The organism is Flintibacter porci (genome assembly GCF_041925195.1).
Classification (GTDB): domain Bacteria; phylum Bacillota; class Clostridia; order Oscillospirales; family Oscillospiraceae; genus Lawsonibacter; species Lawsonibacter porci.
Genome location: NZ_JBHEVB010000003.1, coordinates 152,247 through 177,215, shown reverse-complemented (window position 1 = coordinate 177,215; position 24,969 = coordinate 152,247). Strand labels below are relative to the sequence as shown.

At 59.6% G+C, this 24,969-nt stretch carries 27 protein-coding genes; 17 read left to right on the top strand and 10 right to left on the bottom strand.

Annotation, left to right across the window (positions count from 1 at the left end):
- Positions 1-49: 49 nt before the first annotated feature.
- Positions 50-559, top strand: a complete 510-nt coding sequence (locus ACEVJL_RS04350; protein WP_374736979.1) for a hypothetical protein — start codon at positions 50-52, stop codon at positions 557-559.
- A 119-nt stretch (positions 560-678) separates the two neighbouring features.
- Here the strand turns inward: ACEVJL_RS04350 and ACEVJL_RS04345 are convergent, their stop codons facing one another.
- Positions 679-2,049 (bottom strand): MATE family efflux transporter, encoded by a 1,371-nt coding sequence (locus ACEVJL_RS04345; protein WP_374736977.1) that lies wholly within the window; start codon positions 2,047-2,049, stop codon positions 679-681.
- Between the two features lie 248 nt (positions 2,050-2,297).
- Between ACEVJL_RS04345 and ACEVJL_RS04340 the strand changes: the two genes are divergently transcribed.
- Genes ACEVJL_RS04340 through ACEVJL_RS04330 form a run of 3 tightly spaced genes read left to right on the top strand, consistent with a single transcriptional unit; the run spans position 2,298 to position 3,771 of the window.
- On the top strand, positions 2,298-2,603 hold the full coding sequence (locus ACEVJL_RS04340) for an STAS domain-containing protein (RefSeq protein WP_008981684.1): 306 nt from the start codon (positions 2,298-2,300) through the stop codon (positions 2,601-2,603).
- A gap of 14 nt (positions 2,604-2,617) precedes the next feature.
- Complete coding sequence (gene spoIIAB, locus ACEVJL_RS04335) at positions 2,618-3,055, top strand: anti-sigma F factor (RefSeq protein WP_020989902.1); 438 nt, start codon at positions 2,618-2,620, stop codon at positions 3,053-3,055.
- On the top strand, positions 3,052-3,771 hold the full coding sequence (locus tag ACEVJL_RS04330) for a sigma-70 family RNA polymerase sigma factor (RefSeq protein ID WP_374736976.1): 720 nt from the start codon (positions 3,052-3,054) through the stop codon (positions 3,769-3,771). The genes spoIIAB and ACEVJL_RS04330 overlap by 4 nt, the downstream gene beginning before the upstream one ends.
- 348 nt (positions 3,772-4,119) lie before the next feature.
- On the opposite strand, the gene ACEVJL_RS04325 is transcribed toward ACEVJL_RS04330, so the two are convergent.
- Both ACEVJL_RS04325 and ACEVJL_RS04320 read right to left on the bottom strand, forming a co-directional pair.
- Positions 4,120-4,824 (bottom strand): response regulator transcription factor, encoded by a 705-nt coding sequence (locus tag ACEVJL_RS04325; protein WP_020989903.1) that lies wholly within the window; start codon positions 4,822-4,824, stop codon positions 4,120-4,122.
- On the bottom strand, positions 4,817-5,995 hold the full coding sequence (locus ACEVJL_RS04320) for a sensor histidine kinase (RefSeq protein WP_008981688.1): 1,179 nt from the start codon (positions 5,993-5,995) through the stop codon (positions 4,817-4,819). Before ACEVJL_RS04320 ends, ACEVJL_RS04325 begins: the two co-directional genes overlap by 8 nt.
- Positions 5,996-6,212: 217 nt before the next feature.
- Here ACEVJL_RS04320 and pyrE point away from each other — a divergent pair, with 217 nt between their 5' ends.
- The 12 genes from pyrE (at position 6,213) to ACEVJL_RS04260 (ending at position 19,351) form a co-directional block, all read left to right on the top strand.
- Positions 6,213-6,887: an orotate phosphoribosyltransferase gene (pyrE, locus tag ACEVJL_RS04315; protein WP_374736975.1), complete on the top strand. Its 675-nt coding sequence runs from the start codon at positions 6,213-6,215 to the stop codon at positions 6,885-6,887.
- 42 nt (positions 6,888-6,929) lie between these two features.
- Positions 6,930-7,619 carry a JAB domain-containing protein gene (locus ACEVJL_RS04310; protein ID WP_302668579.1) on the top strand — a complete coding sequence of 230 codons (690 nt, stop codon included), beginning with the start codon at positions 6,930-6,932 and terminating at the stop codon, positions 7,617-7,619.
- Positions 7,620-7,729: 110 nt separating this feature from the next.
- On the top strand, positions 7,730-9,700 hold the full coding sequence (gene uvrB / locus ACEVJL_RS04305) for an excinuclease ABC subunit UvrB (RefSeq protein ID WP_235395755.1): 1,971 nt from the start codon (positions 7,730-7,732) through the stop codon (positions 9,698-9,700).
- A gap of 32 nt (positions 9,701-9,732) precedes the next feature.
- Positions 9,733-10,224 (top strand): Cys-tRNA(Pro) deacylase, encoded by a 492-nt coding sequence (gene ybaK, locus ACEVJL_RS04300; protein ID WP_008981692.1) that lies wholly within the window; start codon positions 9,733-9,735, stop codon positions 10,222-10,224.
- Positions 10,225-10,248: 24 nt separating this feature from the next.
- The gene (locus tag ACEVJL_RS04295; RefSeq protein WP_235395759.1) at positions 10,249-11,121 is read left to right on the top strand and encodes a DMT family transporter; all 873 of its coding nucleotides are present in this window, start codon (positions 10,249-10,251) and stop codon (positions 11,119-11,121) included.
- Positions 11,122-11,167: 46 nt separating this feature from the next.
- Positions 11,168-14,002 carry an excinuclease ABC subunit UvrA gene (uvrA, locus tag ACEVJL_RS04290; RefSeq protein ID WP_374736972.1) on the top strand — a complete coding sequence of 945 codons (2,835 nt, stop codon included), beginning with the start codon at positions 11,168-11,170 and terminating at the stop codon, positions 14,000-14,002.
- A gap of 89 nt (positions 14,003-14,091) precedes the next feature.
- Positions 14,092-14,640 (top strand): GNAT family N-acetyltransferase, encoded by a 549-nt coding sequence (locus ACEVJL_RS04285; protein WP_374736971.1) that lies wholly within the window; start codon positions 14,092-14,094, stop codon positions 14,638-14,640.
- A gap of 18 nt (positions 14,641-14,658) precedes the next feature.
- On the top strand, positions 14,659-15,147 hold the full coding sequence (locus ACEVJL_RS04280; protein ID WP_008981696.1) for a COG2426 family protein: 489 nt from the start codon (positions 14,659-14,661) through the stop codon (positions 15,145-15,147).
- Positions 15,148-15,193: 46 nt separating this feature from the next.
- Entirely contained in the window at positions 15,194-15,535 is a 342-nt protein-coding gene (locus ACEVJL_RS04275) for a hypothetical protein (RefSeq protein ID WP_374736970.1), read from the top strand.
- 21 nt (positions 15,536-15,556) lie between these two features.
- Positions 15,557-17,761, top strand: coding sequence for an SF1B family DNA helicase RecD2 (gene recD2, locus ACEVJL_RS04270; RefSeq protein WP_374736969.1), 2,205 nt, complete (start codon positions 15,557-15,559; stop codon positions 17,759-17,761).
- A gap of 214 nt (positions 17,762-17,975) precedes the next feature.
- Complete coding sequence (locus ACEVJL_RS04265; protein ID WP_374736968.1) at positions 17,976-18,455, top strand: RNA polymerase sigma factor; 480 nt, start codon at positions 17,976-17,978, stop codon at positions 18,453-18,455.
- Positions 18,452-19,351, top strand: a complete 900-nt coding sequence (locus ACEVJL_RS04260) for a zf-HC2 domain-containing protein (protein WP_374736966.1) — start codon at positions 18,452-18,454, stop codon at positions 19,349-19,351. The genes ACEVJL_RS04265 and ACEVJL_RS04260 overlap by 4 nt, the downstream gene beginning before the upstream one ends.
- A 290-nt stretch (positions 19,352-19,641) precedes the next feature.
- Here ACEVJL_RS04260 and ACEVJL_RS04255 read toward each other — a convergent pair whose 3' ends face one another.
- The 7 genes from ACEVJL_RS04255 to ACEVJL_RS04225 form a co-directional block, all read right to left on the bottom strand.
- Positions 19,642-20,499 (bottom strand): GIY-YIG nuclease family protein, encoded by an 858-nt coding sequence (locus tag ACEVJL_RS04255; protein WP_033121592.1) that lies wholly within the window; start codon positions 20,497-20,499, stop codon positions 19,642-19,644.
- Between the two features lie 29 nt (positions 20,500-20,528).
- Positions 20,529-21,350, bottom strand: a complete 822-nt coding sequence (locus ACEVJL_RS04250) for an ADP-ribosylglycohydrolase family protein (protein WP_374736965.1) — start codon at positions 21,348-21,350, stop codon at positions 20,529-20,531.
- A gap of 4 nt (positions 21,351-21,354) precedes the next feature.
- Entirely contained in the window at positions 21,355-21,990 is a 636-nt protein-coding gene (locus ACEVJL_RS04245; protein ID WP_374736964.1) for a vWA domain-containing protein, read from the bottom strand.
- A gap of 99 nt (positions 21,991-22,089) precedes the next feature.
- Positions 22,090-22,407, bottom strand: a complete 318-nt coding sequence (locus tag ACEVJL_RS04240) for a hypothetical protein (protein WP_374736963.1) — start codon at positions 22,405-22,407, stop codon at positions 22,090-22,092.
- A 17-nt stretch (positions 22,408-22,424) separates the two neighbouring features.
- Positions 22,425-22,778, bottom strand: coding sequence for an arsenate reductase family protein (locus tag ACEVJL_RS04235; RefSeq protein ID WP_374736962.1), 354 nt, complete (start codon positions 22,776-22,778; stop codon positions 22,425-22,427).
- Between the two features lie 16 nt (positions 22,779-22,794).
- Complete coding sequence (locus ACEVJL_RS04230; RefSeq protein ID WP_374736961.1) at positions 22,795-23,145, bottom strand: hypothetical protein; 351 nt, start codon at positions 23,143-23,145, stop codon at positions 22,795-22,797.
- Positions 23,146-23,150: 5 nt separating this feature from the next.
- On the bottom strand, positions 23,151-24,140 hold the full coding sequence (locus ACEVJL_RS04225) for an O-acetyl-ADP-ribose deacetylase (RefSeq protein ID WP_374737090.1): 990 nt from the start codon (positions 24,138-24,140) through the stop codon (positions 23,151-23,153).
- 628 nt (positions 24,141-24,768) lie between these two features.
- Between ACEVJL_RS04225 and ACEVJL_RS04220 the strand changes: the two genes are divergently transcribed.
- Complete coding sequence (locus ACEVJL_RS04220) at positions 24,769-24,969, top strand: hypothetical protein (protein WP_118602971.1); 201 nt, start codon at positions 24,769-24,771, stop codon at positions 24,967-24,969.

Here is a 24,969-nt window from a genome sequence, read left to right as displayed (position 1 = left end):
CTGCGGGCGGTTTACATAGGAAACGCGACGATAAAAGGAGTACATCAGAATGAAAAAGATGGGAACCTGGAAGATCCGCCTGGCTGCCTTCTGTCTGGCCGGTACCTGTCTGGCGGCGGGAGCGGGAGCGCTGGCGGCCGGAGAGCAGAGCGACCCCTTGGTCACCCTGAGCTATCTCACCCAGACGGTGCTCCCGGATTTGGTGAAGTCCACCCAGGATAAGGCGGACGCCAAGGCGCAGGAGCTGACGACCCAGTTTGAGCAGCTGGCCGGCCAGTCGGGCACCGGCGGCAGTGCCTCCTACCAGGTGGTTACCCTGTCTGCGGGCCAGCGGATGAATTTGGGCCTGGGAGCGGAGGTCATGCTCCGGGTGGGCAGCGCTACCGCTGGCGCGGCGGTGAATCCCGCTCTGGTGGATACCACCACCGGGGAGAACCTCAATCACGGCGGCGCCCTGGTGCAGAATCACCTGTACATGGCCACCATGACCGACCACTACATCACCGCAGGCGGCAGCACGGTGAAGGTATTGGTGCGCGGCTCTTTTTCGCTTTCTTAAAAGAAAGCTTGGCAAAGAATTTTGGCGCAAAGCTGCGCTTTGCTTCTGGGAAAAACCAGAACAACTTTCTTTGAATAAGAACAAAAAATCGGCGAACCATGTTGGTTCGCCGATTTTTTTTATGCCTGTTTGGGAGGAGGACCGTCCTCGCTGGGTAGGTGATAGCCGATGCCCCGCCGCTCCAGCAGGTAAACGGTGGAGTGGAAAAGGACAATGACCACCCAGCCAAGGCCGGTGGACAGGGCCACCGCGTCCAGGCCCATAGCGCCTACCAGCAGATAGGTGCCGATCACCCGCACGATGATTTGCAGGGTGGTGCCGAAGAAGGTGATGTTCATGCGGCCGATGCCGCGGTAGTGGCCCACATAGGAGTGGCCGATGAAGGAGAGAAAGTAGAACCAGGCCATGAGCTGGAGATAGGAGACGCCCAGGGGGATGCTTTGCAGGTCGTCCCCCAAAAATAGGGATACCATGGGCCGGGCAAAGAAGCCCAGCAGCAGGGAGAAGCCAAGGCCGATGGCGGTAGTGATGGCAAAGCCCTGGAGAAATCCCCGGTTGGCCCGTCGGTACTGCTTGGCACCCTGGTTCTGGGCCACAAAAATAGCGATGGCCTCACAGGCGCTGATACCGAAGGCCTGGGTGAAGTTTTCCACACGGGTGGTGGCGGTAAAGGCGGAGATGGCGTCGGTACTGATGCCGTTGACCGCGCTCTGAATCATCAGCTTGCCCAGGTACAGGCTGGACTGCTGGAGGGCGGCCACCGCGGCATAGCTGGTGGTCAGCCGCATAAGCATGGGCTCCAGGTGCATGTCCGTTTTTCGGATGCGCAGGAAGGAGAGCTTTTTGCGCATGTAGGCAAGGCACAACAGGGCGGAGAGCAGCTGGGCGCTGGAGGTGGCCAGCGCAGTGCCCACAATGCCCAGTTTCATCTGGGCCACCAGGATCCAGGCGGCAAGGAGGTTGTAGCCCAGAGAGGCTAAGAGGAAATACAGGGCCGCCTTGGTGTTGCCGATGGCCCGCAGGGTGGAGGCAAGGTAGTTATAGGCGAAGGTGAAGAGCATGCCAACCAGAATGACCCGCAGATAGGCGGTGGTGTCCGCCATCAGCTCATCCGGGGTGGAAATGAGCCGGAGCAGTTGGGGCAGGAACAGCTGGGTCAGGGTGACGGCCACCAAGGTGGTGCCGCCAATGAGCACACCGGAGACGAACAGCTGCCGGCGCAGGCGGGGAAAGTTGCGCTCCCCGAAGAACCGGGCCACCAGCACGGATGCGCCCATGCAGGCTCCGGTGATGACATAGATGAACAGGTTCATCACGCTCTCGGCCACCCCCAGGGCGGCAAAGGCGTCGCCGCCGATGTAGTGGCGCACGATGAGGGAGTTGATGATGTTGTACAGCTGCTGGAGCACATTGGCCGCCAGCAGAGGCAGACACAGCCGGATGAGCTGGCTGGTGATGGGGCCGGAGGTGAGATGGATCTGTTTGGACACGGTAGGACCTCCCGGGGGCCGCGGGGGCGGCGGATTCCTTTTCATCATACCGCCCGGAGCGAAATTTGTAAACCGCTGTTTCCACAGCCTGCCCGAAACGGTGGAAAAAATACGCTGCCCGTCCCGGGGCGACAGAATACAGGGGAATGTGACGGGGGACATGCCCTATAATCAGAAGCGTCCCGGCTAAAAGGCCGCGGACGCTTTGATTTTGCCCCGCCCGGCGGGAGGGGAGAGGAGAGAATACCATGGCAGTGACCTGTACAGAAGAGGGGCGGCACCTGACCGCCGCCGTCACCGGCGAGCTGGATCACCACCGGGCCAAGGAGGTCATGGAGGAGCTGGACCGGCAGATCGATGCGGCTCTGCCCCGTACCCTGACCCTGGACCTGGGGGGACTGACCTTTACCGACAGCTCGGGCATCGCGGTTTTGCTGCGGGCCAGCCGCCGCATGGCCCAGATCCAGGGGACCATGACGGTGGTCCATACCCCTCAGCAGGCGCAGAGAGTGTTTGATACCGCGGGCCTGAACAAGCTCGTTCGCTTCCAATGAAAGAGGGGATACATATGAAGGTGGAAAATTACGTGACCCTGGAGTTCTCCAGCCGCTCGGCCAACGAGGGGTTTGCCCGCACGGCGGCGGCTTGCTTTGCCGCCCAGCTGGACCCCACTCTGGAGGAGATCAACGACATCAAGACCGCCGTCAGCGAGGCGGTGACCAACGCCATTGTCCACGCCTACCCCGACCGGTTGGGGAAAATTGTGATGAAGCTGCGCTTCCGGGCGGGCAATGAGCTGGAGATCGTGGTGAAGGACTGGGGGGTGGGGATCGCTGACGTGGAGCAGGCCCGTACCCCTCTGTTCACCACCGGCAGCGAGGAGCGCTCCGGCATGGGCTTTACCATCATGGAGAGCTTTATGGATACGCTGCGGGTGCGTTCCACCCCGGGGAAGGGGACCACCGTCACCATGCGGCGGCAGATCGCCCGCCGCCTGGGGCGATGAGCGGCACGGCCACCGCGCCGGAGCTGCTGCAGGCCGCCCGGGAGGGGGACAACCGGGCCTGTGAACAGGTGTTGGAGGAAAATAACGGCCTCATCTGGTCGGTGGTGCGGCGCTACTACGGCCGGGGGGTAGAGCCTGACGACCTGTACCAGCTGGGCTGCCTGGGGTTTTTGAAGGCGGTGCGGGGCTTTGATCCTGCCTTCGGCACCCAGTTTTCCACCTACGCGGTGCCCAAAATCGCCGGGGAAATTCGACGCTTTTTGCGGGACGACGGGGCGGTGAAGGTGAGCCGAGGGCTCAAGGAGCAGGGAGCTCTCATCCGTGGAGTGCGCAGCCAGCTGTGGAGCACCTTGGGGCGGGAGCCCGCCCTGTCCGAACTGGCCCAGGCCACCGGCCTGACCCCGGAGGAGATTGCCGCCGCCGAGACCGCCACCGACCCGGTGGTCTCCCTCCAGGCCGAAACGGGAGAGGGAGGACTGACCCTGGAGGGGGTGCTCAGCGCCGGCGGTATGGAGGAGGGGCTGGTGGAGCGCATTGCCCTGCGGGGGGCGCTGGAGCAGCTGCCGGAGCGGGAGCGGGAGGTGCTGCTGCTGCGCTACTATAAGGGCCTCACCCAGACCAATACCGCCCGGGTGCTTGGAGTGTCCCAGGTGCAGATCTCCCGGCTGGAGCGCCGGGCCGTGGACAGGCTGCGCCAGGTACTGCTGCCGCCTTAGCAGGGACGAAGGGCCGCTTTTTGCAAAAAAAGGCGGCCCTCTTTTGGCGGAAAGAGGGCCGCGGATGGATGCCGGGCGTGGAGGACTTAGCCGGCCGGGTTTTGGAGAGAGAGAAGAAAACCGCCGGCACACACGCCTGGATGAGGGACGTCTGAAGGGAAGTGAGGGACCCTCAGACGCTGGCTATGTAAAGCCGGTTGACGGGCCGGAAGGGGACCCGTTCAACAAAATCCATTATAGACTCCGGGAGATAAACGCGGCGTTAATGTAAGAATTTCTGCTGTTAAAATGTTGTAAAGGGCCCCGGCGCAGAGCGTGCGCCGGGGCCCAAAGCAGTGTATAAGAGAGTCAATCTTCCAGCATCCGGTAGCCGATGCCCAGCTCGGTGAGGACATATTTGGGGTCGGAGGGATTCTCCTTGAGCTTGCGGCGGATGTTGGCCATGTTCACCCGGAGGATCTGATTGCTGGTGCCGCCGTAGGGGCCCCAGACGTGCTCCAGAATGAAATCATAGGTGAGAACCTTGCCCGCGTGGATGCACAGAAGCTCCAGGATCTTGAACTCGTTCTGGGTGAAGTGAATCTCCTCTCCGTCCAGCAGCACCTGGTGCTTGGCGATGTCCACCGTCAGGTCCTTGATGTGGTACACATCCTTCTGGGAGCCCTGGGACAGCTTGAGCCGGTCACTGCGGCGCAGAGTGGTGCGGATACGGGCCAGCAGTTCGGAGACGCCGAAGGGCTTTACGATGTAGTCGTCCGCCCCCATGTCCAGAGCCTTCACCTTCTCCGACTCCCGGTCACGGGCAGAGATGATGATGACAGGGGTCTCCTGAGGCAGGCCGCTGACCTCCTTCAGAATGTCCATGCCGTCCATGTCGGGCAGACCCAGATCCAGCAGGATGAGGTCGGGGCCGTGGGAGAAGAACAGGGACAGGCCCTCCTTACCGCTGAAGGCGGGGATGGCCTTGTAGTCGTTGGCGGTGAGGGCGCGGCAGATAAAGTTGCTGATAGTCTTTTCATCCTCAATGACGAGGATCACACGTTTTTCATTCATCGTTGGTTTCCTCCAGTGGCAGGCCAAAACGGAAGACTGCTCCGCCCTCCGGGTCGTTGCCGGCGGCAAAGAAGCCGTTGTGGGCTTTGATGATGCTTTGACACACAGAAAGTCCGATACCCATTCCCCGGGACGAGTCGTCGGAGAGCCGGGCGGACAGGGGACGGCCCGACTGCACCGCCTGGCGCACCTCCGGGGAGATGCCCTTTCCCCGGTCCCGCACCTCCACCACTGCCCAGTCATCCTGACGGAACAGGTGCAGGCGGATGTGGTCGTGGTCGCCGGAGTGGCGGATGGCGTTTTCCAGCAGGTTGACCATCACCTGTTTGATGAGCATGGGCTCCATGGGGAGATAGAGAATATCCTCCGACAGCTCCAGGGAGATGTGGTAGGCGGGGAAGCGGCGGCGGATGGTGAGCAGGGCGTCGCCCGCCACCTCCTCCAGCATCTCCTCCTGCTTGTTGAGAGGCATCACGCCGTCCCGGATTTTTGTAATAGACAGCAGGTTTTCTACCATGGCAATGAGGGAGTCGGCGTCGCTTTTGATGTCCTGGACCAGGGAGAGATTTTTCTCCGAGTTTTTGACCTCGTCGGCGGAGAGCAATACAGTGGCGGCGCCGGAAATGGCGGTGAGGGGGGTGCGCAGGTCGTGGGACACCGCACGCAGGATGTTGCCTCGGATGGCCTCCCGGTCGGCCTCCAGCTGGATGGCGTTTTTCTCCTCGTTGAGGCGGGCATTGAGTTCGTAAAGCGTTTTGGTGTTCTGTTCCCGCTTGATGGCCTCAATGGCCTGGAGCTTGACCCGGGAGGTGAGGGCGCACACCACCGAGGAGATGGCCACCATGCTCACCATGGCCACCGGGTAGCCCGCGTAGCTCAGGGAGAAGACCCGGTAGGGGAACATGAAGTAGTAGTTGATACAAAATCCGCCCACCAGAGAGGCGGCAATGCCATATGCGTAGCCGTCGGTCAGGGAGGAGATACAGACCACCGCCAGCACAAAAACCAGAGCGGAGTTATTTTCCGCGCCGGTATGGCCCAGCAGGATGCTGCTGACCACATAGGCGATGCACAAAAACAGAAGAGTGACCAGCAGATTCCGGGGCACTGACGGAAGAAAGCCTATGGCTTTGGATAGGGCAGCGTACATACGGGTCAATGTTTTCGGCATACCGCGGTTCCTTTCTCCCCAAAGGGTATGGAGATGGATTTGATTCCATTATAGCAGGAAGCCGCGGGTCCGTAAAGGGAGAGAACCTGAGAGGCGAGAAGGAGGAAAAAACAGGGTAGAATTCCTTGTCTGACGGGGCATTAAGTGGTATAATACAATGATTTCTCATGGGCGCTGCGCCCTGTCAAATAGAAAAAAGAACTGTGAGGGAACAACGATGACTTATCGGGAAGAATTTATTACCTTTATGGTGCGATCCGGCGTGCTGACCTTCGGAGACTTTACCACCAAGTCCGGCCGCAAGACCCCCTACTTTGTCAACACCGGCAACTATAAGACCGGCGCCCAGGCTGCCAAGCTGGGTGACTACTACGCCGCCTGCATCCAGGAGCACATGCCCGAGGGCATCACCTGCCTGTTTGGCCCCGCCTACAAGGGCATCCCTCTGGCGGTGTCCGCCGCCGCCTCCCTGTACCGCAACTATGACCGGGACCTGCCCTACTGCTTCAACCGCAAGGAGGCCAAGGATCACGGCGAGGGCGGCTCCATGGTGGGCTACAAGCCCCAGGACGGGGACAACGTGGCCATCATCGAGGACGTGGTCACCGCAGGTACCGCCGTGCGGGAGTCTATTGAGCTGTTCAAGCACGTGGCCAACGTGAACATGAAGGCCCTGTTTGTCTCGGTGGACCGCATGGAGCGGGGTACCCGTGACTGCTCCACCCTGGACGAGCTGCGTGAGGACTACGGCATCCAGGTCTTCCCCATCGTCACCGTGCGGGAGGTCATCGACTTCCTCCACAATAACCCCGTGGACGGCAAGGTCTACATCGACGACGAGATGAAGGCCAAGATGGAGGCTTATCTGGAGCAGTACGGCGCCAGAAAGTAAGCATTTTCCCATCCGGAGATAGAGAGAAAGGAGCGATTCCCCATGGCCAGTCATACCGGTCACCGCCAGCGGATGAAAGCGGAATTTCTGGCCCGGGGCATCGAGGGCTGGCCCGACCACCGGGTGCTGGAGCTGCTGCTGTTCTACTCCATCCCCCAAGGGGATGTAAACGGCCTGGCCCATGACCTCATTGAGCAGTTCGGCTCCCTGTCCGGTGTGCTGGATGCGTCGGTAGAGGAGCTGCGCAAGGTAAAGGGCGTGGGGGAGCACACCGCGGTGCTGCTGCGGATGCTGCCCGCCCTGCTGGGCCGCTATCAGGCCAGCCGCACCCGGCTCAGCGACATCATCAACAGCGCCGACGACGCTTACCCCTGGCTGGAGCCCTACTTCTTCGGGGCCCGGAACGAGATGGTGTACGTTCTGTGCCTGGACGGCAAGCGCCAGGTGCTGGGCGTGCGGAAGGTGGCCGAGGGCAGCATTGAAATGGCCGAGATGAACGCCCGGCGCATTGCCGAGGAGGCCATGGGCCTGCGGGCCGCCCGGGTCTATGTGGCCCACAACCACGTGAGCAACCTGGCCATCCCATCCCAGGCCGATTGGCTGACCACCGATACCCTGCGGGCCATTCTGGCTCCCATCGGCATTGAGCTGGTGGACCACCTGGTCTTTGTAGACGGAGACATGGTATCCATGGGCGAGAGCCAAAAGCTGCGGGGACTGAAATTTGTGTAAGATTTGCGCCTCTCCCGGAAAACTAGGGGAGAGGCGCAAGTTTTGGTTGCCGTAGAACATTAGTTCTGATATAATAATAGGAAGAGACAACGGGCAGAGGAGGGGACGACATGCCGAAATTTGAAGTGGTTTCTGAGTACACCCCGTCGGGGGACCAGCCCCAGGCCATTGAGGCCCTGTCCCAGGGCATCGAGATGGGCCTGGACGAGCAGACCCTGCTGGGCGTCACCGGTTCGGGCAAGACCTTCACCATGGCCAAGATCATTGAGCAGGTTCAGCGGCCCACCCTGGTGCTGGCCCACAACAAGACCTTGGCCGCCCAGCTGTGCGCCGAGTTCAAGGAGTTTTTCCCCAACAACGCGGTGGAATATTTCGTCTCCTACTACGACTACTACCAGCCCGAGGCCTATATCCCCCACACCGATACCTTTATCGAAAAGGACTCTGCCATCAACGAGGAAATTGACCGCCTGCGGCTCAGTGCTACCGCCTCCCTGCTGGAGCGGCGGGACGTGATCGTGGTCTCCTCCGTGTCCTGCATCTACGGCCTGGGTGAGCCGGAGGACTTTGCCAAGATGATGGTCTCTCTCCGGGTGGGAGATATCCTGGAGCGGGACGAGTTTTTAAAGCGGTTAGTCTCCATCCGCTACGAGCGCAACGACATCGCCTTTGAGCGCAATATGTTCCGGGTGCGTGGGGACACGGTGGAGGTGTGGCCTGCCTACTGGAAGGACACCGCCATCCGGGTGGAGTTCTTCGGGGACGAGATCGACCGCATCTCGGAAATCAACGTGGTCACTGGCTCCCCCATCCGCAAGCTCAGCCATATCCCCATCTGGCCCGCCACCCACTATGTCACTCCCAAGGAGAAGATGGACGCCGCTGTCCAGGAGATCTACAAAGAGCTGGAGGAGCGGGTGGCCTACTTTGAGAAGGAGGGCAAGCTCATCGAGGCCCAGCGCATCAAGCAGCGTACCATGTACGACGTGGAGATGATGCAGGAGCTGGGCTACTGCTCCGGCATTGAGAACTACTCCCGGGTCATTGAAGGCCGTCCGGTAGGCTCCCCGCCCCACACCCTGCTGGACTACTTCCCGAAGGATTTTGTGCTGTTTATCGACGAGAGCCACGTCACCCTGCCCCAGGTGCGGGCCATGTACAACGGCGACCGGGCGCGGAAAAACACCCTGGTGGACTACGGCTTCCGTCTGCCCTGCGCCTACGACAACCGGCCGCTGAAATTTGAGGAGTTTGAGAAGCGGCTCAACCAGGTGATCTACGTCTCCGCCACCCCCGGCGAGTACGAGCGCACCCGGTCGGGCCAGATCGTGGAGCAGGTCATCCGTCCCACCGGTCTGCTGGACCCCAAGATCGAGGTGCGGCCGGTGGAGGGCCAGATCGACGACCTCATCGGCGAGATCAACGCCCGCACCGCCCGGAAAGAGCGGGTGTTGGTCACCACCCTTACCAAGAAAATGGCGGAGGATCTCACCGACTATTTGCAGAACAACGGTATCAAAGTGCGCTACATGCACCACGATGTGGACACCATGGAGCGCATGGAGATCATCCGGGACCTGCGTTTGGGTACCTTCGACGTGCTGGTGGGCATCAACCTGCTGCGTGAGGGTCTGGACCTGCCCGAGGTGTCCCTGGTGGCCATCCTGGACGCGGACAAGGAGGGCTTCCTCCGCTCGGAGACCTCCCTCATCCAGACCATCGGCCGTGCCGCCCGAAACGCTGAGGGCATGGTGGTCATGTACGCCGATACTATCACACCCTCTATGCGACGAGCTATCGACGAGACGGAACGCCGCCGCCAGAAGCAGGACGCCTATAACAAGGAGCACGGCATCGTGCCCAAGACGGTCATCAAGTCGGTGCGGGACCTGCTGGAGATCTCCGCCCCGGCGGACGAGCCCTCCCAGACCCGCCAGGGCCGGGTGAAGGCCATGAGCAAGCAGGAGAAGGCCGCCGAGATCGCCCGCCTAGAGAAGGCAATGAAAGAAGCTGCAAAAATGCTGGAGTTCGAATTGGCTGCTACCCTGCGGGATCAGATCATTGAATTGCGTGGGCAGTAAGCGTAAGCATATCAACAGAAGGAATGAGATCCATGGCAAAGCAGAAAGAAGAAAAGACCAACGTCATGCGCATTTTGGAGCAGAAGGGTATCCCCTTCACACCCCACACCTATCCCCACGAGGAGGGGGTGGCGGTGGACGGGGCAAGTGTAGCCCGTTCCCTGGGCCAGGACCCGGAGTGCGTGTTCAAGACTCTGGTGGCCCGGGGTGCCTCCAAGGCTATCTATGTGTTTGACATCCCCGTGGAGGATACTTTGGACCTGAAAAAGGCGGCTAAGGCGGTGGGAGAGAAGTCCATTGCCATGCTCCACCAGAAGGAACTGCTGCCCCTTACCGGTTACGTCCACGGAGGCTGCTCCCCGGTGGGGATGAAGAAGCAGTACCCCACCGTGTTCCACGAGACGGCGGAGATCATCGACACCATCATGGTGTCCGCCGGGAAGATCGGCTACCAGGTGCAGCTCAACCCCGCGGACCTCATCGCCCTGGTGGGGGGCACCACCGCCGATGTAACGGTGGAATAATTCTGCTTTGTGGAGGGAAGCTGGATGAAGGAGACACAGCAGCGGGGCGGTGCCGGTCTGGTATTGGCCGGAGCCAGCCTGTGGGGGCTTATTGGTCTCTTCAACCGGGCCCTTCTGGGAGCTGGGTTAGGGCCGGAGAGCATCGTGCTGGTGCGCAACCTGGGCGGCCTTGTGGTGCTGGCCCTGGTGCTGGCAGTGTGGAAGCGGGAGGCCTTCCGGGTGCAGGGGAAGCACCTGGGGTGGTTTTTCGGCACCGGAGTGGTGAGTGTGGTGTTCTTCACTTGGTGCTATTTCAGCTGTCAGGAGCAGTGCTCCCTGGCGGTGGCCGCCATTTTGCTCTATACCTCCCCCGCCTTTGTGGTGCTGCTGTCCGCCCTGCTGTGGCGGGACAAGATCACAAAGCGCAAGCTTCTCGCCCTGGGGCTCACCTTCTTTGGCTGTGCCTGTGTGGCGGGCATCTGGAGCGGCGAGGCCAGCCTGACGGGGCAGGGCCTGCTGCTGGGGCTGGGAGCCGGATTTTTCTACGCTCTGTACTCCATCTTCGGCCGTTTTGCCCTGCGCCACTACGGTCCCTATACAGTCACCCTGTACACCTTCGTCTTTGCCGGTTTGGCCGCCCTGGTGTTCCTGCGCCCGGGAGAGCTGGCCGTGCTTACCACCCAGCCCAAGCTGTTGGGAGCCGCCGCCGCTCTGGTGGTGGTGTCCACTGTACTGCCCTACCTGCTGTATACCGCGGGGCTGGCCCGGATCGACAGCGGTAAGGCCGCCATCCTGGCCTCCGTGGAGCCGGTGGTGGCCGCCTTGGTGGGGGTGCTGGTGTTTCATGAGGCCATGGACATTTCCACCGCCCTGGGTGTGGTGAGCATCCTGGCGGCAGTGGTGCTGCTGCGAGAGTAACTAACTTCCCCCGCCTGGGGAGAGATCAAGATAGAGGAACGACACTATGCAGAATTTTATTGAGATCAAAGGGGCCCGGGAGAATAACCTGAAAAATATCGATCTGACCATCCCACGGGACAAGCTGGTGGTGCTCACCGGCCTGTCCGGCTCGGGCAAGTCGTCTCTGGCCTTTGACACGATTTACGCGGAGGGACAGCGCCGGTATGTGGAGTCCCTGAGCTCCTATGCACGGATGTTCCTAGGCCAGATGGAGAAGCCCGACGTGGACTACATCGACGGCCTCAGCCCTGCCATCTCCATCGACCAGAAGACCACATCCAAAAACCCCCGCTCCACCGTGGGTACCGTGACCGAGATCTACGACTACCTGCGTCTGCTGTGGGCTCGGGTGGGCACGCCCCACTGTCCCATCTGCGGCAAGGAGATCAAGCAGCAGACCATCGACCAGATCATTGACCAGGTCCTGGCGCTGCCTGAGGCCACCCGTATCCAGGTGATGGCTCCGGTGATCCGGGGCAAAAAGGGCGAGCACGCCAAGATCTTCGAGGATGCCCGCCGCTCCGGCTATGTGCGCTGCCGGGTGGACGGCATTGCCTACGATCTCAGCGAGGAGATCAAACTGGAGAAGAACAAAAAGCACAACATTGAGATCGTGGTGGACCGTCTGGTTATCCGGGAGGACATTGCCCGCCGCCTTACTGACAGCGTGGAGGTGGCCTCCAACCTGGCGGGAGGCTTGGTAGTCATCAACGTGGTGGGGGAGGACCGGGATATCCTCTTCTCCCAGAACTACGCCTGTGAGGACTGCGGCGTGTCCATTGAGGAGCTTACCCCCCGGATGTTCTCCTTCAACAACCCCTTCGGCGCCTGCCCCACCTGTACCGGCCTGGGCAGCCAGTTGAAGGTGGACCCCGATCTGGTGATTCCCAACAAGAACCTGTCCATTCTGGAGGGGGCCATCACCGCCTCCGGATGGAATAACATCAAGTCCGACGGCATCTCCCGCATGTACTTTGACGCTCTGGCCAAGAAGTACCGCTTCAAGCTGGACACCCCGGTGAAGGACCTGCCCAAAGAGGTGCTGGATGTGATTCTCTACGGCACCAAGGGGGAGGAACTCACCCTCCACTACGACCAGCCCCGGGGCAAGGGCACCCTCCACCAGGCCTTTGAGGGCATCTGCAACAACCTGGAGCGGCGGTACAAGGAGACCCAGTCCGACGCGGTGCGCAAGGAGCTGGAGGACTGCATGAGCCAGAGCCCCTGCCCCACCTGTCATGGCCGCCGTCTGCGTCGGGAGTCTCTGGCGGTGACGGTAGGCGGCATCGACATTGACACCTTCTGTCACAAATCGGTCACCGAGGCCCTGGACTTCATGGAGCATCTGGAGCTCACCGAGACCCAGCAGATGATCGCCGCTCAAATTTTGAAGGAGATCAAAAACCGCTTGGGCTTTTTGCGCTCCGTGGGCCTTCAGTATCTCACCCTGTCTCGCTCTGCAGCCTCCCTGTCCGGCGGCGAGAGCCAGCGCATCCGCTTGGCCACCCAGATCGGCTCCTCCCTCATGGGAGTTCTCTATATCCTGGACGAGCCTTCCATCGGCCTTCATCAGCGGGACAACGACAAGCTGCTGAAAACCCTCCAGGACCTGCGGGATCTGGGCAACACCCTGCTGGTGGTGGAGCACGACGAGGACACCATGCGCGCCGCCGACTACATTGTAGATGTAGGTCCCGGCGCGGGGGTCCACGGCGGCGAGATCGTGGCGGCGGGTACCCCGGAGGAGGTCATGAACACCCCCGGCTCCATCACCGGAGACTACCTGTCCGGCCGCCGGAAGATCCCTGTTCCTGAGCACCGCCGGGAGGGCAATGGAAAGCATCTGAAAATCTTCGGTGCCCGGGAAAATAACCTGCGTGGCGTGGACGTGGACATCCCCCTGGGTACTTTCACCTGTGTTACCGGCGTGTCGGGCAGCGGTAAGTCCTCCCTGGTCAACGAGATCCTATACAAAAAGCTGGGGGCCGATCTCAACCGGGTGAAGGTGCGCCCGGGCAAGCACGACCGCATCGAGGGGGAGGAGTATCTGGACAAGGTCATCGACATTGACCAGTCCCCCATCGGCCGCACGCCCCGCAGTAACCCCGCCACCTACACGGGACTCTTCAACGATATCCGGGAGCTGTTTGCCTCCACCCAGGACGCCAAAACCCGAGGCTACGGCCCGGGGCGGTTCTCCTTCAACACCCGAGGCGGCCGGTGTGAGGCCTGCCAGGGCGACGGCCTGCTGAAAATCGAGATGCACTTCCTCCCTGATATCTACGTGCCCTGCGAGGTGTGTAAGGGGCGGCGGTACAACCGGGAGACCCTGGAGGTGCGCTACAAGGGCAAGAACATCTACGAAGTGCTGGAGATGACGGTGGACGAGGCCCTGCCCTTCTTTGAGAATCTGCCGAAGATCTATAACCGCCTGAAAACCCTGGAGGAGGTGGGCCTGGGTTATGTGAAGCTGGGCCAGGCCTCCACCACCCTGTCCGGCGGCGAGGCCCAGCGGGTGAAGCTGGCTACCGAACTGAGTAAGCGCTCCACCGGCAAGACCATCTATATTCTGGACGAGCCCACCACCGGCCTGCACAGCTACGATGTGCAGCGTCTCATCGACGTGCTGCAAAAGCTGGTGGACGCGGGGAACACCATCGTGGTAATCGAGCACAACCTGGACGTCATCAAGACTGCCGACCATATCATTGACCTGGGTCCCGAAGGAGGCGACGGCGGCGGAACCATTGTGTGTACCGGCACGCCGGAAGAGGTTGCCGCCTGTCCCGGGAGCTACACCGGTCAGTATTTGGCGCGGATGCTGAAACCACAGGATTAACTTTATAGTTTCTTAATTCCAGCGCCATTGACGCGGGGAACGAAAATGTGTAGGATAGAAAGGAAACGCTGGAAAAAGGAGTTAGGGGCATGACCAGATATCACTTGACCCATCCCGAGGACGGGCGCTTTGCGCCTGCCTTTTCCCTGTATGAACAGAGCTTTCCCATCCATGAGCGGCGCACAAAGCAGGCTCAGCAGGCCCGTTTGGGCTGCCCTGGGTACCACTTTGACCTGCTGATGGAGGGGGAGGAGTTTCAGGGCATCCTTCTGTGGTGGGAAGCCGGCCCCTTTTGCTATGTGGAGCACTTTGCCATCGCGCCCCAGCTGCGGGGAACAGGGATTGGGACCCGTGCCCTGGAGCAGCTCAGAGAGGAGGGGCGCCGGGTCCTTTTGGAGATCGACCCTCCGGTGGATGAGGTCTCCCGCCGCCGTCAGCGTTTTTACGAGAAGGCGGGCTTCTGCGCCAATCCCTACCACCACATCCACCCCCCTTATCGCGCGGGTTTTTCCGGCCATGCGCTGGTGGTGATGACCAATCCCGGACCGGCTGCGCTCGGGGAGTACCAGGACTTTGCCCGGTATCTGGATCAGGTGGTCATGTCGGATTGTAAGCCTCCTCTGGAAGAAAACAGATAAAAGGAGTTTCGTTCCCCCATGGATATCATGCACTTTTTAACGGAGACCGACTTTGGACGGTGTGTGTTCACCACGTTGGTTTCCATGATCCCCATCATTGAATTGCGGGGCGGCATCCCCTTCGGCGTGGCCCTGGGCCTGCCCTATCAGGAGGCCTTTGTCTCTGCCGTCATCGGCAATATTATTCCTGCCCCCTTCATCATCGTCTATATCCGTAAGATTTTTATGATGATGCGCCGGTATATGCCCCGGCTCAACGGCGTGGTAGATAAGATGGAGAAAAAGGCCCACCTGAAGGGACAGAAGGTGAGCAAATACAAGTATATCGGCCTGTGGCTGTTTGTGGCCATCCCCCTGCCCGGCACCGGAGCCTGGACTGGCTCCCTGGCTGCTGCCTTCCTGGACATGCGCCTGCGCAAGGCCTTCCCGGCGGTGCTGCTGGGTGTGCTGACCGCCGGCTGTATCATGACCGCCCTGACCCATGTGGGGGTCAACCTGTTTTCCTGACACCATAGACCACCTCTGGGCATAGGATGGCCCGGAGGTGGTTTCCTTGACACAGTTGGGAGAACTGGCAGCGGCGGTGCTGTTTGTGATTTGGGCGGCAGTCCTGCTGTGGCATTTGTTTGGGCGGCTGCTGCGCCCCATGCGGGGAGAACGCATTTGGATGCTCTTGCCTGGAGAGGGAGACGGCGAGGGGCTGGAGGCCACCCTGCGCTGGCTGGCCTGGTGCCGGGAGGGCGGCGTATTTCGCGGCTGGGCGGTAATTCTTGACCGCAGCCTCACCCCACAGGGCCGGGAGCTGGCCCTGAACCTGGCCCGGCGCTGGAGCTGGGTAAGCTGCTGCCCACAGGGAAGTCTGGAGGAGTGGCTGAGCCAGGACGAGGAACCATAACACGAGAGAGGAGGAGACTGTATGGACCAAGAGCGCGGAGAGAAGCCGGTGCTGGAGGGAACGGTCTCCTCCATTATTTTTCAAAACGAGGAAAACGGCTATACCATCCTCCGCCTGGACGCAGGGGAGGAGGAAATGACGGTGGTAGGCTCTATGCCCGGGGTGTCCCCGGGGGAGTACCTGACCGTCCGGGGCGAGTGGGTGCGCCACGCCACCTACGGCACCCAGTTCCGGGCCGATGTGGTGGAGCGCCGCCTGCCCCAGGGGCTGAAAGAGGTCTACCATTACCTGGCCTCCGGAGCGGTCAAGGGGGTGGGCAAAGCCACTGCCCGACTGCTGGTGGAGGAATTTGGGGAGGAGGCTCTCAATGTCATTGAGGAGGAGCCGGACAAGCTCACCAGAATCCGGGGTATCTCTCCCAAGCGTGCCCGCACCATCAGCAACGCCTTCCGCCATCAGATGGGCATGCGCCGCATGATGGAGTTTTTAAACCAGCATCAGCTGCCCCTGGAGCTGGCTATGCCTCTGTACCGCACCTATGGGGATGTGGCCCTGGAGGCGGTGCGCTCCAACCCCTACCTGCTGTCCGGGTGGGAGTTTGGGGTGGACTTCTCCCAGGCTGACGCCCTGGCTCTGGAGCTGGGCGTGGAGGGGGAGGCACCTCTCCGTCGGGAGGCCGGCCTGCTCTTTGAGCTGGATCACAACCTGAATAATGGTCACAGCTTCCTCCCGGCGGGCAAGCTGGTAGCGGCCACCGGACAGCTGTTGTCGGTGCCGGAGGAGCGGCTGGAGGAGTCGCTGGACACTCTGGAGCGCCGGGGAGAGATCGTCCGGGAGGAGATCGCCGGAGAACAGGCGGTTTACCTGCCTCAGATCTACGAGGCGGAGGTGTACATCGCCCAGCGCATCGGGGAGATGAGCCGGGCCGAGCTGCTGCCTCCCGATAACCTGGACAAGCTGCTCAAAAAGATCCAGCACCGCCAGGGCATCACCTACGCCCAGCAGCAGCGGCAGGCGGTGGAGCAGGCCGCCGGACGGCAGGTGATGCTTCTCACCGGCGGACCGGGTACCGGCAAGACCACCTGTCTCCGGGGCGTGCTGGCCCTCTTTGAGGCCATGGGGCTGGAGACGGCTCTGGCCGCGCCCACCGGACGGGCGGCCAAGCGCCTGGGAGAGCTGTGTTCCACCGAGGCCTCTACCATCCACCGCCTGCTGGAGACCGGCTTTGACCCCCACACCGGCCAGCTGGTCTTTACCCGCAACGAGTACGATCCCCTGGAGGTGGATGCCGTCATTGTGGACGAGGTGTCCATGGTGGATGTGCCCCTTATGGCGGCGCTTTTGTCTGCATTAAGAGACGACTGCCGCCTGGTGCTGGTGGGCGACCCGGATCAGCTGCCCTCCGTGGGGCCGGGCAACCTGTTTTCCGACCTCATCCGAAGCCAGGTGGTGCCCACCGTGCGGCTCACCGAGATTTTCCGCCAGGCCGCCCAGAGCGCCATTGTCCGCAACGCCCACCAGGTAAACCAGGGGGTACTCCCCGACCTGCGGGAGAACCGGGGGGACTTCTTCTTCCTGCGCCGCCGGGATGCCCAGAGCGCGGCGGAGACCATCGTGGACCTGTGCCGCCGCAGGCTGCCCGAGAATATGGGCATCCCCGCAGACCAAATTCAGGTCCTCTCTCCCACCCGCCGCCGGGGTACCGGCACGGGTGTGCTCAACCAGGCTCTCCAGGCTGCCCTGAACCCGCCGGATGAGAACAAGGGGGAGCGCCGTTTCGGAGATTGGATTTTCCGGGCGGGGGACCGGGTCATGCAGGTGAAGAACAACTACGATATCCTCTGGCGGGAGGACGGGGGCACCGACTCCGGCATGGGCATGTTCAATGGCGATATTGGGGTCATCCGGGAGGTGGACCGGGAGTGCATCACCGTGGACTTTGACGGCAAGGTGGTGGAGTACTCACCCGACATGCTGGGGGAGTTGGAGCCCGCCTTTGCGGTGACCGTACATAAGGCCCAGGGCAGCGAGTACCGTGCGGTGATTTTGGCCGCTCTGGACGGTGCGCCCATGCTGATGACCCGGGGCGTGCTCTATACCGCCATCACACGGGCGAAGGAACTGTTTATTATTGTGGGAGACGACCAGGCAGTGGAGCGCATGGTGGCCAACAACCGCCAGACCCGCCGTTATTCGGGGTTACGAGCGCGGTTGCTTTCCTTGTAAGAAAAGCCGCTTTCTTGAAAGAAAGCTTGGCAAAGAACTTGGCGCAAAACTTCGTTTTGCTTCCGGGCAAAAGCAGGAGTCTGCACCATCAAACGAAAACAAAAATAGGGATGGCATTGCCATCCCTATTTTTTTCAAGAAACCTGTAACTTAGAAGAAAAAGCGGCGTTTAACAAGTGGAACCAACAAACAGGGGACCGGGAGGGGGTGGAGTATGAGCCAGGATTTTGCAGCGGCCTGCCAGGTCTACTATGACCGGGTATACCGCTTTCTTCTGGCCCTCTCCGGCGATTCCAACCAGGCGGAGGACCTGACTCAGGAGGTCTTTTACCGGGCGCTGCTCCATATCGGCAGCTACCGGGAGCAGGGGCAGATGCTCACCTGGCTGTGCGCCATCGGGAAAAACCTCTGGCTCAGCCAGTGCCGCAAGGAGCGCCGCAGAACTGCCACCCTCGCCGACACGCCTCAGCCAGGACCGGAGGAGGCACTCTCCGCTCAGGAGGTCCAAAATACCCTGCGCCGGGCGGTGGCCGCCCTGCCGGAGGACTACCGGGATGTAGTCATCCTTCACATCTACGGTGAGATTTCCCTCAAGGAGATTTCAGCCATGAAGGGCAAGTCGGAAAGCTGGGGCAAGGTTACCTACTACCGGGCCAAACAGATGTTAAAACAGAAATTGGAGGGACTGCGATGAAAAACAAGTGCGACATTGTTCAGGACCTGCTTCCCCTCTATGTGGACGGCTGCTGCACCCAGAGCAGCCGGGAACTGGTGGAGGAGCACCTGCAGGAGTGTGCCGCCTGCAAACAGGTATTTGGGGAGATGACGGGGGATATCCCCGCTCCGGAGGAGCCCCAGCCTGAGGCGGAGCCTGTCCCGGCAGAACCCGTTCCGGAGGAACCGGAGAAAAAGCAGGAAAAGACCTTCCGCAAGGGGATGAAGAAGATCCGCCGCCGGTGGATTGCCTCCCTGATCGTGGTAATCATTCTGGTGCCCTTCGTGCTCCTGGGGATCGCCCAGGTCACTGGAGATGGCCTGTGCTATACCAACCTTCACGAGTTTTACCTGGCCCACGCCTTCCTGGGAAAGATGAAGGCCGGGGACTATGAGGGAGCGGCCAAGTATGTGGACCGGGAGCTCAGACGGGGAGAGTTTCAGGAGCGGTTTACCGAAGAGGAGCTGGCAAACTATGAGCAGGATGCCATCGATACCTTTGTAGCTGCCGCCCAGGGCTACACCGAGATGGGAGGACTCTCCGGCTACCGCTTCCACTGGGGTGGATATGCCTCTGCCGTGGTAGGCGGCGAATCGTTCGATGGGGATACTTTCTACCGCTTTGACTTTACCATCACCGTGGGCGGAAAAGATTACCTGGCATCCCTGGAGGTAACGGATAACGGGGTGACGAACTGCTCGGTCTATGACAACCCCATGGGCGGCCCACAGCAGCTCAACGCCATCAGCGTTTGGGAGTACACCCTGTGGGATGAGTATGAGGCCCGTTATGATAACCCGGAGCGCGAGGCTGCGTATACCGCGTTTGTGGAACAGCGGGCATACGAGAGCGGCCTCCAGGTAGCTCCCAAGTAAAAGAGAAAGAACAGCGGGTAGCTGTCCATAAAACAGGTTTCACGAAACAAATAATATGGCAGTTGCCGGACAAGGGTTGCTGACAAAAAGGGGTATGTGCCGTTCAGACACATGCCCCTTTGCTTTTTTGCTGTTTTAAAGGTTGATTATGGCTGATTTTTTGCCGTCACGCGTCTTTCCGGAGGGCGCTTGATGGGATTTGCCGCCCTACTTGAAAAGCGGGCTGAAACAGTCGCTTTGCCAAAGGAAAGTGAGAGCTATATATTATCCAGAGGATACTGCAAGGAAGATTAGTTCTGATTCATTCCGAATGGTTCATAGGTCAGCAGCTTTTTCTTCCAAAGGGCCTCTGCATCAATGATTTGATTGTCTGGAAGTGCCTTGGACAAAACCTGCAACACTGAAAACTGCAAATCGTGGCAACTATGATTTACAGACTTCAAGTGGCTGATCATTCCCTTGTTGTTTCCGTGACCGCCCGTAGCGACGTAGACAGACCAACGCCCCAGTAGGCCGTCATAGCCATAGGTCGAGCCGACATATCTGTCTCCCGCCTTGGTGTCCACAATCAGATAGACCGCATTGACCGCAGCCATGGCCGCCTGCCACAGCTCATAGTCCGTATCGTTTTCGACAACTTCTTTTAGTTCATCGAAGGATAGAATAAGATTTTCAAATCCCACAAAAGGCTTCTGGTTCTTTGACTCAATTGCCACGATGGGCTTTTCAGTGGTAGCTTTTTGATGCCACATCCGAGCTGACCCGCCCCAGTCAATCACCAGCTTTCCCTCGTACTCTTTCAGCAAATCCACATATTGCAAATCAAAAAACGCCATTTCGCCACGGTATTCCATGGCTTCACAGTCAGGTAATCCGGCAGGGCATACATCCGGTGTATCAGGCACAGAACCATTGACACGATAACAAGAGTGCAGTCTCGCGTATGTACCGCCATCGCTGATGAATGTGATCCAGTAGGAATATCCTTTGCTGAACCCGTCTTTTTGGTGCTGTGTATATTCATGCGCCATACCGGCTTTATAACATTCTCTGAAACGCTCGTCAGATAATGCATGACGGATCAGCTTGACATCTTTCGGGTCAAGCCCCACATTTTTAAGCACATCGGAAAAGTTCAAAATTGCCATGGAAGCCCCTCCTTATTTTGTTCTCCATTTCAAATTCTACCACAGATTTTTTCGTTGTAAAGCGCGCTTTCCCACCGGCGCAAAATCGCCGCCAGCTCCGGCGTCAGACGTTTGCGGCACTCATGCCGCAGTTCCTCCGGCACGCCGTAGAACGCCTCAGCGATGCTGCCAGTAATGGCGGCGAGGGTGTCGCTGTCGCCGCCGAGGGACACCGCCGTGCGCAGGACGTCTTCAAAATCTGTGCTTTCCAGAAATGCAATAATAGCCTGCGGCACGGTTTCCTGGCAGCTCTCTACATGATGGTAGGTGGGACGAATTTCGTCGCAGGTTCGGCTGAGGTCGTAGCCGAATTCGCGCTCCACATACGCCTTGATTTCCGCTTTGTCGTGACCCGTGCGGGCGAGAAAGATGGCCGCGGCGGTGGCCTGTGCGCCCTTGATGCCCTCCGGGTGGTCGTGGGTCACCTGAGCGGTGAGCCGCGCCAAATGCAGCGATTCTGCCATGTCCTTCGCCAGCCATGCGGCAGGAGAAACTCGCATAGCGCTTCCATTGCCATAGCTGTGGTAGGGCTGTGGAGCATCCGCATACAACCAACGGCTAAACCGCGCACCGTAACCCCTGTCGGGATAGATGCGGCCCAGTCGCTGCATCTCTCGCACCAGCGCCGCTTTGATGGCGGTATCGTCTTGCCCACGGCTGCTGAGCAGCGCCTTCGCCACCGCCAGCGTCATCACCGTGTCGTCGGTGAAGTCGGAACGGCGGCTGAACAGGGGGAAATCCTTCGCCTTATAGTTGTTGCAGTCGAACTCGTAGGGGCTGCCCACGATGTCGCCCAGAATCGCTCCGTACATACGCTTACCTCCCTCTTTTCTGCACGTCCTCGTCGATGCGGCGCTTCCAGTCGGCGCTGAGCGGCCGGGCGGCGCGGACGCTGCACACGGCCTCGCTGATGACCTCGTAATTGAGCGCTGTGCCCGCCTCGTCGCACTTGTAGTTCACCGAGCGATCCGCACCGATGCCGAAACGTGCCGCCTCCTTGGCCGCGTCAATGTTTGCGCCGAGGAACAAAAACTCCCAGCCGTACTTCTCCTTCTGCCGTTCAATCATGCGGCGCACACGCTCGTAATCGTATCGGTGGCTGGCGTTTTCGTAGCCGTCGGTGGTGATGATGAACATCGTCTTCTCCGGCACATCCTCCAGGCGGGCGTACTTGTGAATGTTGCCGATGTGGTGGATGGCACCGCCCACGGCGTCCAAAAGCGCCGTGCAGCCGCAGGTGAAATACTCCTTTTCCGTCAGAGGCGGCACTTCGCCCAGCGGCAGACGGTCATGGATGACCGTGCTGTCGTTGGCGAAAAGCACCGTGGAGACCACCGCCTCGCCCGCCTCCTTCTTCTGCTGTGCGATCATGGAGTTGAAGCCACCGATGGTGTCCGTCTCCAGCCCCGACATAGAGCCGCTGCGATCCAAAATAAAAACCAATTCCGTCATAAAAAAGCCCTCCTTCGTTTGATTACGCTCACATTGTAGCGCATTCGAAGGAGGGTTTGGTCGCCTGTGGGGCGACATTTATGTTACATTTTTGCAGCTTTACAGTTTCCCCAGCCGCTCCAACCGGGACTCGATCGCGCCGGAGGTACGACCAAAGTGCGTACAGAGGTCTTTCTTTTTCATACCGCCGTCGAACAGGCGACATAGCTCATCGTCCAGTTCCTCCGTCCAAGGTTTTCCATTGTTTTCGGGCAGCGGTTTTTTCCGTCTGCGGGATAGTTCCTCCACGGCGCAGTGCAGCGCCCGCACGATCTCTCCTTTGTTGCACACGTGGTCATCCGGCAGCACCTCCCCCGTCAAGGGGTCAACACCGTCCGCCAAAACCGTCAGCAGTTCTTTTGCCCGTTGCACATCCATGATGTTTCACCTCTTCTTTATTTTTTTAGACGGCTCTCCCACTCGGCTTCTTTGAAGCCGACCAGCACGAAGTCATTGCCCACCAGCAGCGGGCGCTTGACCAGCATCCCGTCTGCCGCAAGGAGCTTCAGCATCTCGTCCTCGCTCATTTGGGGCAACTTGTCCTTTAGCCCCATAGATTTGTATAGCAGGCCGCTGGTGTTAAAAAACCTTTTCAGCGGCAGACCGCTACACTCATGCCATGCGGTCAGCTCGTTGTAAGTAGGATTTTCCATTTTGATGTCTCGGAATGTATAGGAAATGCCGTTCTCGTCCAGCCACTTCTGCGCCTTCTGGCAGGTGGTGCATTTGGGGTAGCAGATAAAAGTCATGGTTCACGCTCCTGTTCTATTCAATAATTTCATCACTTTGAGGATTCACCGGCTCATGCTCAAAATATTCCAACCAATCTTCGTAGCTGAGGCCCTCAATGCTGCAAATTACAACACAGCTCCAGCGGTCCTTAAGACTTTTCCCGTCAAATATTGGTGCATTGACCATCTCCTCCGCAGTTTTAAAATCGCACCCACCCACAATACCACAATAACCTACCCAGTACGGCTTGTCGTACTGTGGTAAGTAGCCGAGATAATGTTCTTCCTCATTGGGGTCATCACTGAAATAAAAGCAGGTTTCATCTATGTTCATGCCGGCAGTCAACTGCCGAAAGAAGAAATCCCAATCCATTTGATTATTCATTATTTTCACGCTCCCAACAAACTCTGGTCGAACGCGAACAACGCCTCGTTGATCTTGAAAATATCGTAGTCCCGCTGCATGATGAAATACTCGATGATGACGTCAAACTTGCTGCTGGCGCTGAGAGCGTAGCCCGCGCGTGCGATGAGGTCGCGGGTCTCCGGCAGGCTCAGCTCCAGCGCGATGGCGAAGGCCACCGCCGTGGGCTTGGAAGGCTTGTAGTCCGGGTTGTTGCGGATTTTCGAGAACAGCTTGCGGTCTACGTTGGCCTTTTTGTAGACCTCGGCGTCCTTTTTTCCGCTGCGGTCGATGAGCTTTAGTAACGTCTCCGAAAATCCGGCATCCAGATGCGCAAGCGCCTCGTCCAGCCCGGAGGCCGCCATGGGCGCGTCCTCGTAGGCGGTCAGCATCCGGCTTTCGACGACGCCCATCCGGCGCATCCTCTCCCGGCGGGAGTCGGTGTGGGCCTCCACATAGTGGTCGTCGATGTAGGCGGCGATATCCGCGAACAGCTTGTTGCCGATCTGGTACGCCGCGCGGCTGAAAATGACGAGATACACCGTCATGTCGTTTTCAGTCAAAAACTCGCTGATGGTGTCCACCGCCACGCGGAGCGACTGATCCTTGGGATAGCCAAAAACGCCGGAGGAGATCAGCGGGAAGGCAACCGTCTCGCAGCCATGTTTCTTCGCCAGCGCAAGGCTTGAGCGATAGCAGGAGGCGAGTTGCTCCCGCTCGCCGTACTTACCGCCGTTCCACACGGGGCCGACTGTGTGGATCACATATTTGCACGGCAGACGGTACGCGCCGGTGAGCTTGGCCTCGCCGGTCCGGCAGCCGCCCAGCGTCCGGCACTCTTGGAGCAGCTCCGGTCCCGCCGCGCGGTGGATGCAGCCATCCACGCCGCCTCCGCCCAGCAGGGATTCCTTCGCCGCGTTGACGATGGCGTCCACGCTCATTTTCGTGATGTCATTGCGAACAATGATAAGGGGCATGATACTCACCTCTGCGCAATCATTATTTAAATTCATTGTAGCAAAACAAAACCGGTTTCACAATGGGTAAATCATTTCAAGTGCTCTTCTCTAAGGGCTTGGGACTATCCCAAAAATGAAAACAGGGCGTTTCAGCGGTCAGCCGGAACGCCCTGTTTTTTCGGTGTGGGTACTCACCGGATTTGCTTGCTGTACTGCAAGAAAATCCCGGTCAACCCACGCCGTTTTTCGCAAGTGTAGCTACACTTGCTGTGCTTGCTCTTCCTCTCATAATCGCATTGACTCGAACGTTTGTTCTTGTTATAATTAGGCCAAGAGATTAAAAAAGTCTTGGAGCGCAGCTGATTTTCATTGGCAAATGGCGGCATCGCCGCCTTGATTACCGGCTTGCACAGGCGAACGAGCCTGCCAAGGACGCGCAGCGAGGCAAAGCCGATTTCTTGACAGGCACGGACGGCTGTGCGACCCGGCGAACTGCCTGTAATTCTCCTGTGAATCCCGGTACATTGCCCAATGGAATCCCGGAAATTGTCGTGATATACTGAATAACAATAGGTCATATCACGCACTTTGCTCCGGGAGATTCATGCGGCGCTGCTCGGAAATCTGAATGAAAAGGAAGGTGCAAATGGATAACAAGAAACGTAACGTCCAAGTGGAATCGGACGGCAGCCGCAGTGCCCCCGTTCCTCTCTGGCAGGAGTTACCGCAGATCACGGTGCGCCTGAAAGAAGGAAACACCATCTACCGCTTTACTGCCAGTTTTGACGGAACGCACACCCTTCCCGAAAAGGCGGTGAAGCTGATCGACTCCGAAGGGAGCGTGTGA

Bases quoted from the DNA above. Each gene is read 5' to 3' on its own strand.
- ACEVJL_RS04245 (WP_374736964.1), bottom strand. From the start codon at position 21,990: ATGACGGAATTGGTTTTTATTTTGGATCGCAGCGGCTCTATGTCGGGG.
- uvrB (WP_235395755.1), top strand. From the start codon at position 7,730: ATGCCGAAATTTGAAGTGGTTTCTGAGTACACCCCGTCGGGGGACCAG.
- recD2 (WP_374736969.1), top strand. From the start codon at position 15,557: ATGGACCAAGAGCGCGGAGAGAAGCCGGTGCTGGAGGGAACGGTCTCC.
- ACEVJL_RS04330 (WP_374736976.1), top strand. From the start codon at position 3,052: ATGAGCGGCACGGCCACCGCGCCGGAGCTGCTGCAGGCCGCCCGGGAG.
- ACEVJL_RS04325 (WP_020989903.1), bottom strand. From the start codon at position 4,824: ATGAATGAAAAACGTGTGATCCTCGTCATTGAGGATGAAAAGACTATC.
- ACEVJL_RS04340 (WP_008981684.1), top strand. From the start codon at position 2,298: ATGGCAGTGACCTGTACAGAAGAGGGGCGGCACCTGACCGCCGCCGTC.
- ACEVJL_RS04230 (WP_374736961.1), bottom strand. From the start codon at position 23,145: ATGAATAATCAAATGGATTGGGATTTCTTCTTTCGGCAGTTGACTGCC.
- ACEVJL_RS04235 (WP_374736962.1), bottom strand. From the start codon at position 22,778: ATGACTTTTATCTGCTACCCCAAATGCACCACCTGCCAGAAGGCGCAG.
- uvrA (WP_374736972.1), top strand. From the start codon at position 11,168: ATGCAGAATTTTATTGAGATCAAAGGGGCCCGGGAGAATAACCTGAAA.
- ACEVJL_RS04220 (WP_118602971.1), top strand. From the start codon at position 24,769: ATGGATAACAAGAAACGTAACGTCCAAGTGGAATCGGACGGCAGCCGC.
- ACEVJL_RS04260 (WP_374736966.1), top strand. From the start codon at position 18,452: ATGAAAAACAAGTGCGACATTGTTCAGGACCTGCTTCCCCTCTATGTG.
- ACEVJL_RS04240 (WP_374736963.1), bottom strand. From the start codon at position 22,407: ATGGATGTGCAACGGGCAAAAGAACTGCTGACGGTTTTGGCGGACGGT.
- ACEVJL_RS04295 (WP_235395759.1), top strand. From the start codon at position 10,249: ATGAAGGAGACACAGCAGCGGGGCGGTGCCGGTCTGGTATTGGCCGGA.
- ACEVJL_RS04350 (WP_374736979.1), top strand. From the start codon at position 50: ATGAAAAAGATGGGAACCTGGAAGATCCGCCTGGCTGCCTTCTGTCTG.
- ACEVJL_RS04255 (WP_033121592.1), bottom strand. From the start codon at position 20,499: ATGGCAATTTTGAACTTTTCCGATGTGCTTAAAAATGTGGGGCTTGAC.
- ybaK (WP_008981692.1), top strand. From the start codon at position 9,733: ATGGCAAAGCAGAAAGAAGAAAAGACCAACGTCATGCGCATTTTGGAG.
- ACEVJL_RS04280 (WP_008981696.1), top strand. From the start codon at position 14,659: ATGGATATCATGCACTTTTTAACGGAGACCGACTTTGGACGGTGTGTG.
- ACEVJL_RS04265 (WP_374736968.1), top strand. From the start codon at position 17,976: ATGAGCCAGGATTTTGCAGCGGCCTGCCAGGTCTACTATGACCGGGTA.
- ACEVJL_RS04225 (WP_374737090.1), bottom strand. From the start codon at position 24,140: ATGCCCCTTATCATTGTTCGCAATGACATCACGAAAATGAGCGTGGAC.
- spoIIAB (WP_020989902.1), top strand. From the start codon at position 2,618: ATGAAGGTGGAAAATTACGTGACCCTGGAGTTCTCCAGCCGCTCGGCC.
- ACEVJL_RS04285 (WP_374736971.1), top strand. From the start codon at position 14,092: ATGACCAGATATCACTTGACCCATCCCGAGGACGGGCGCTTTGCGCCT.
- ACEVJL_RS04320 (WP_008981688.1), bottom strand. From the start codon at position 5,995: ATGCCGAAAACATTGACCCGTATGTACGCTGCCCTATCCAAAGCCATA.
- ACEVJL_RS04250 (WP_374736965.1), bottom strand. From the start codon at position 21,350: ATGTACGGAGCGATTCTGGGCGACATCGTGGGCAGCCCCTACGAGTTC.
- pyrE (WP_374736975.1), top strand. From the start codon at position 6,213: ATGACTTATCGGGAAGAATTTATTACCTTTATGGTGCGATCCGGCGTG.
- ACEVJL_RS04310 (WP_302668579.1), top strand. From the start codon at position 6,930: ATGGCCAGTCATACCGGTCACCGCCAGCGGATGAAAGCGGAATTTCTG.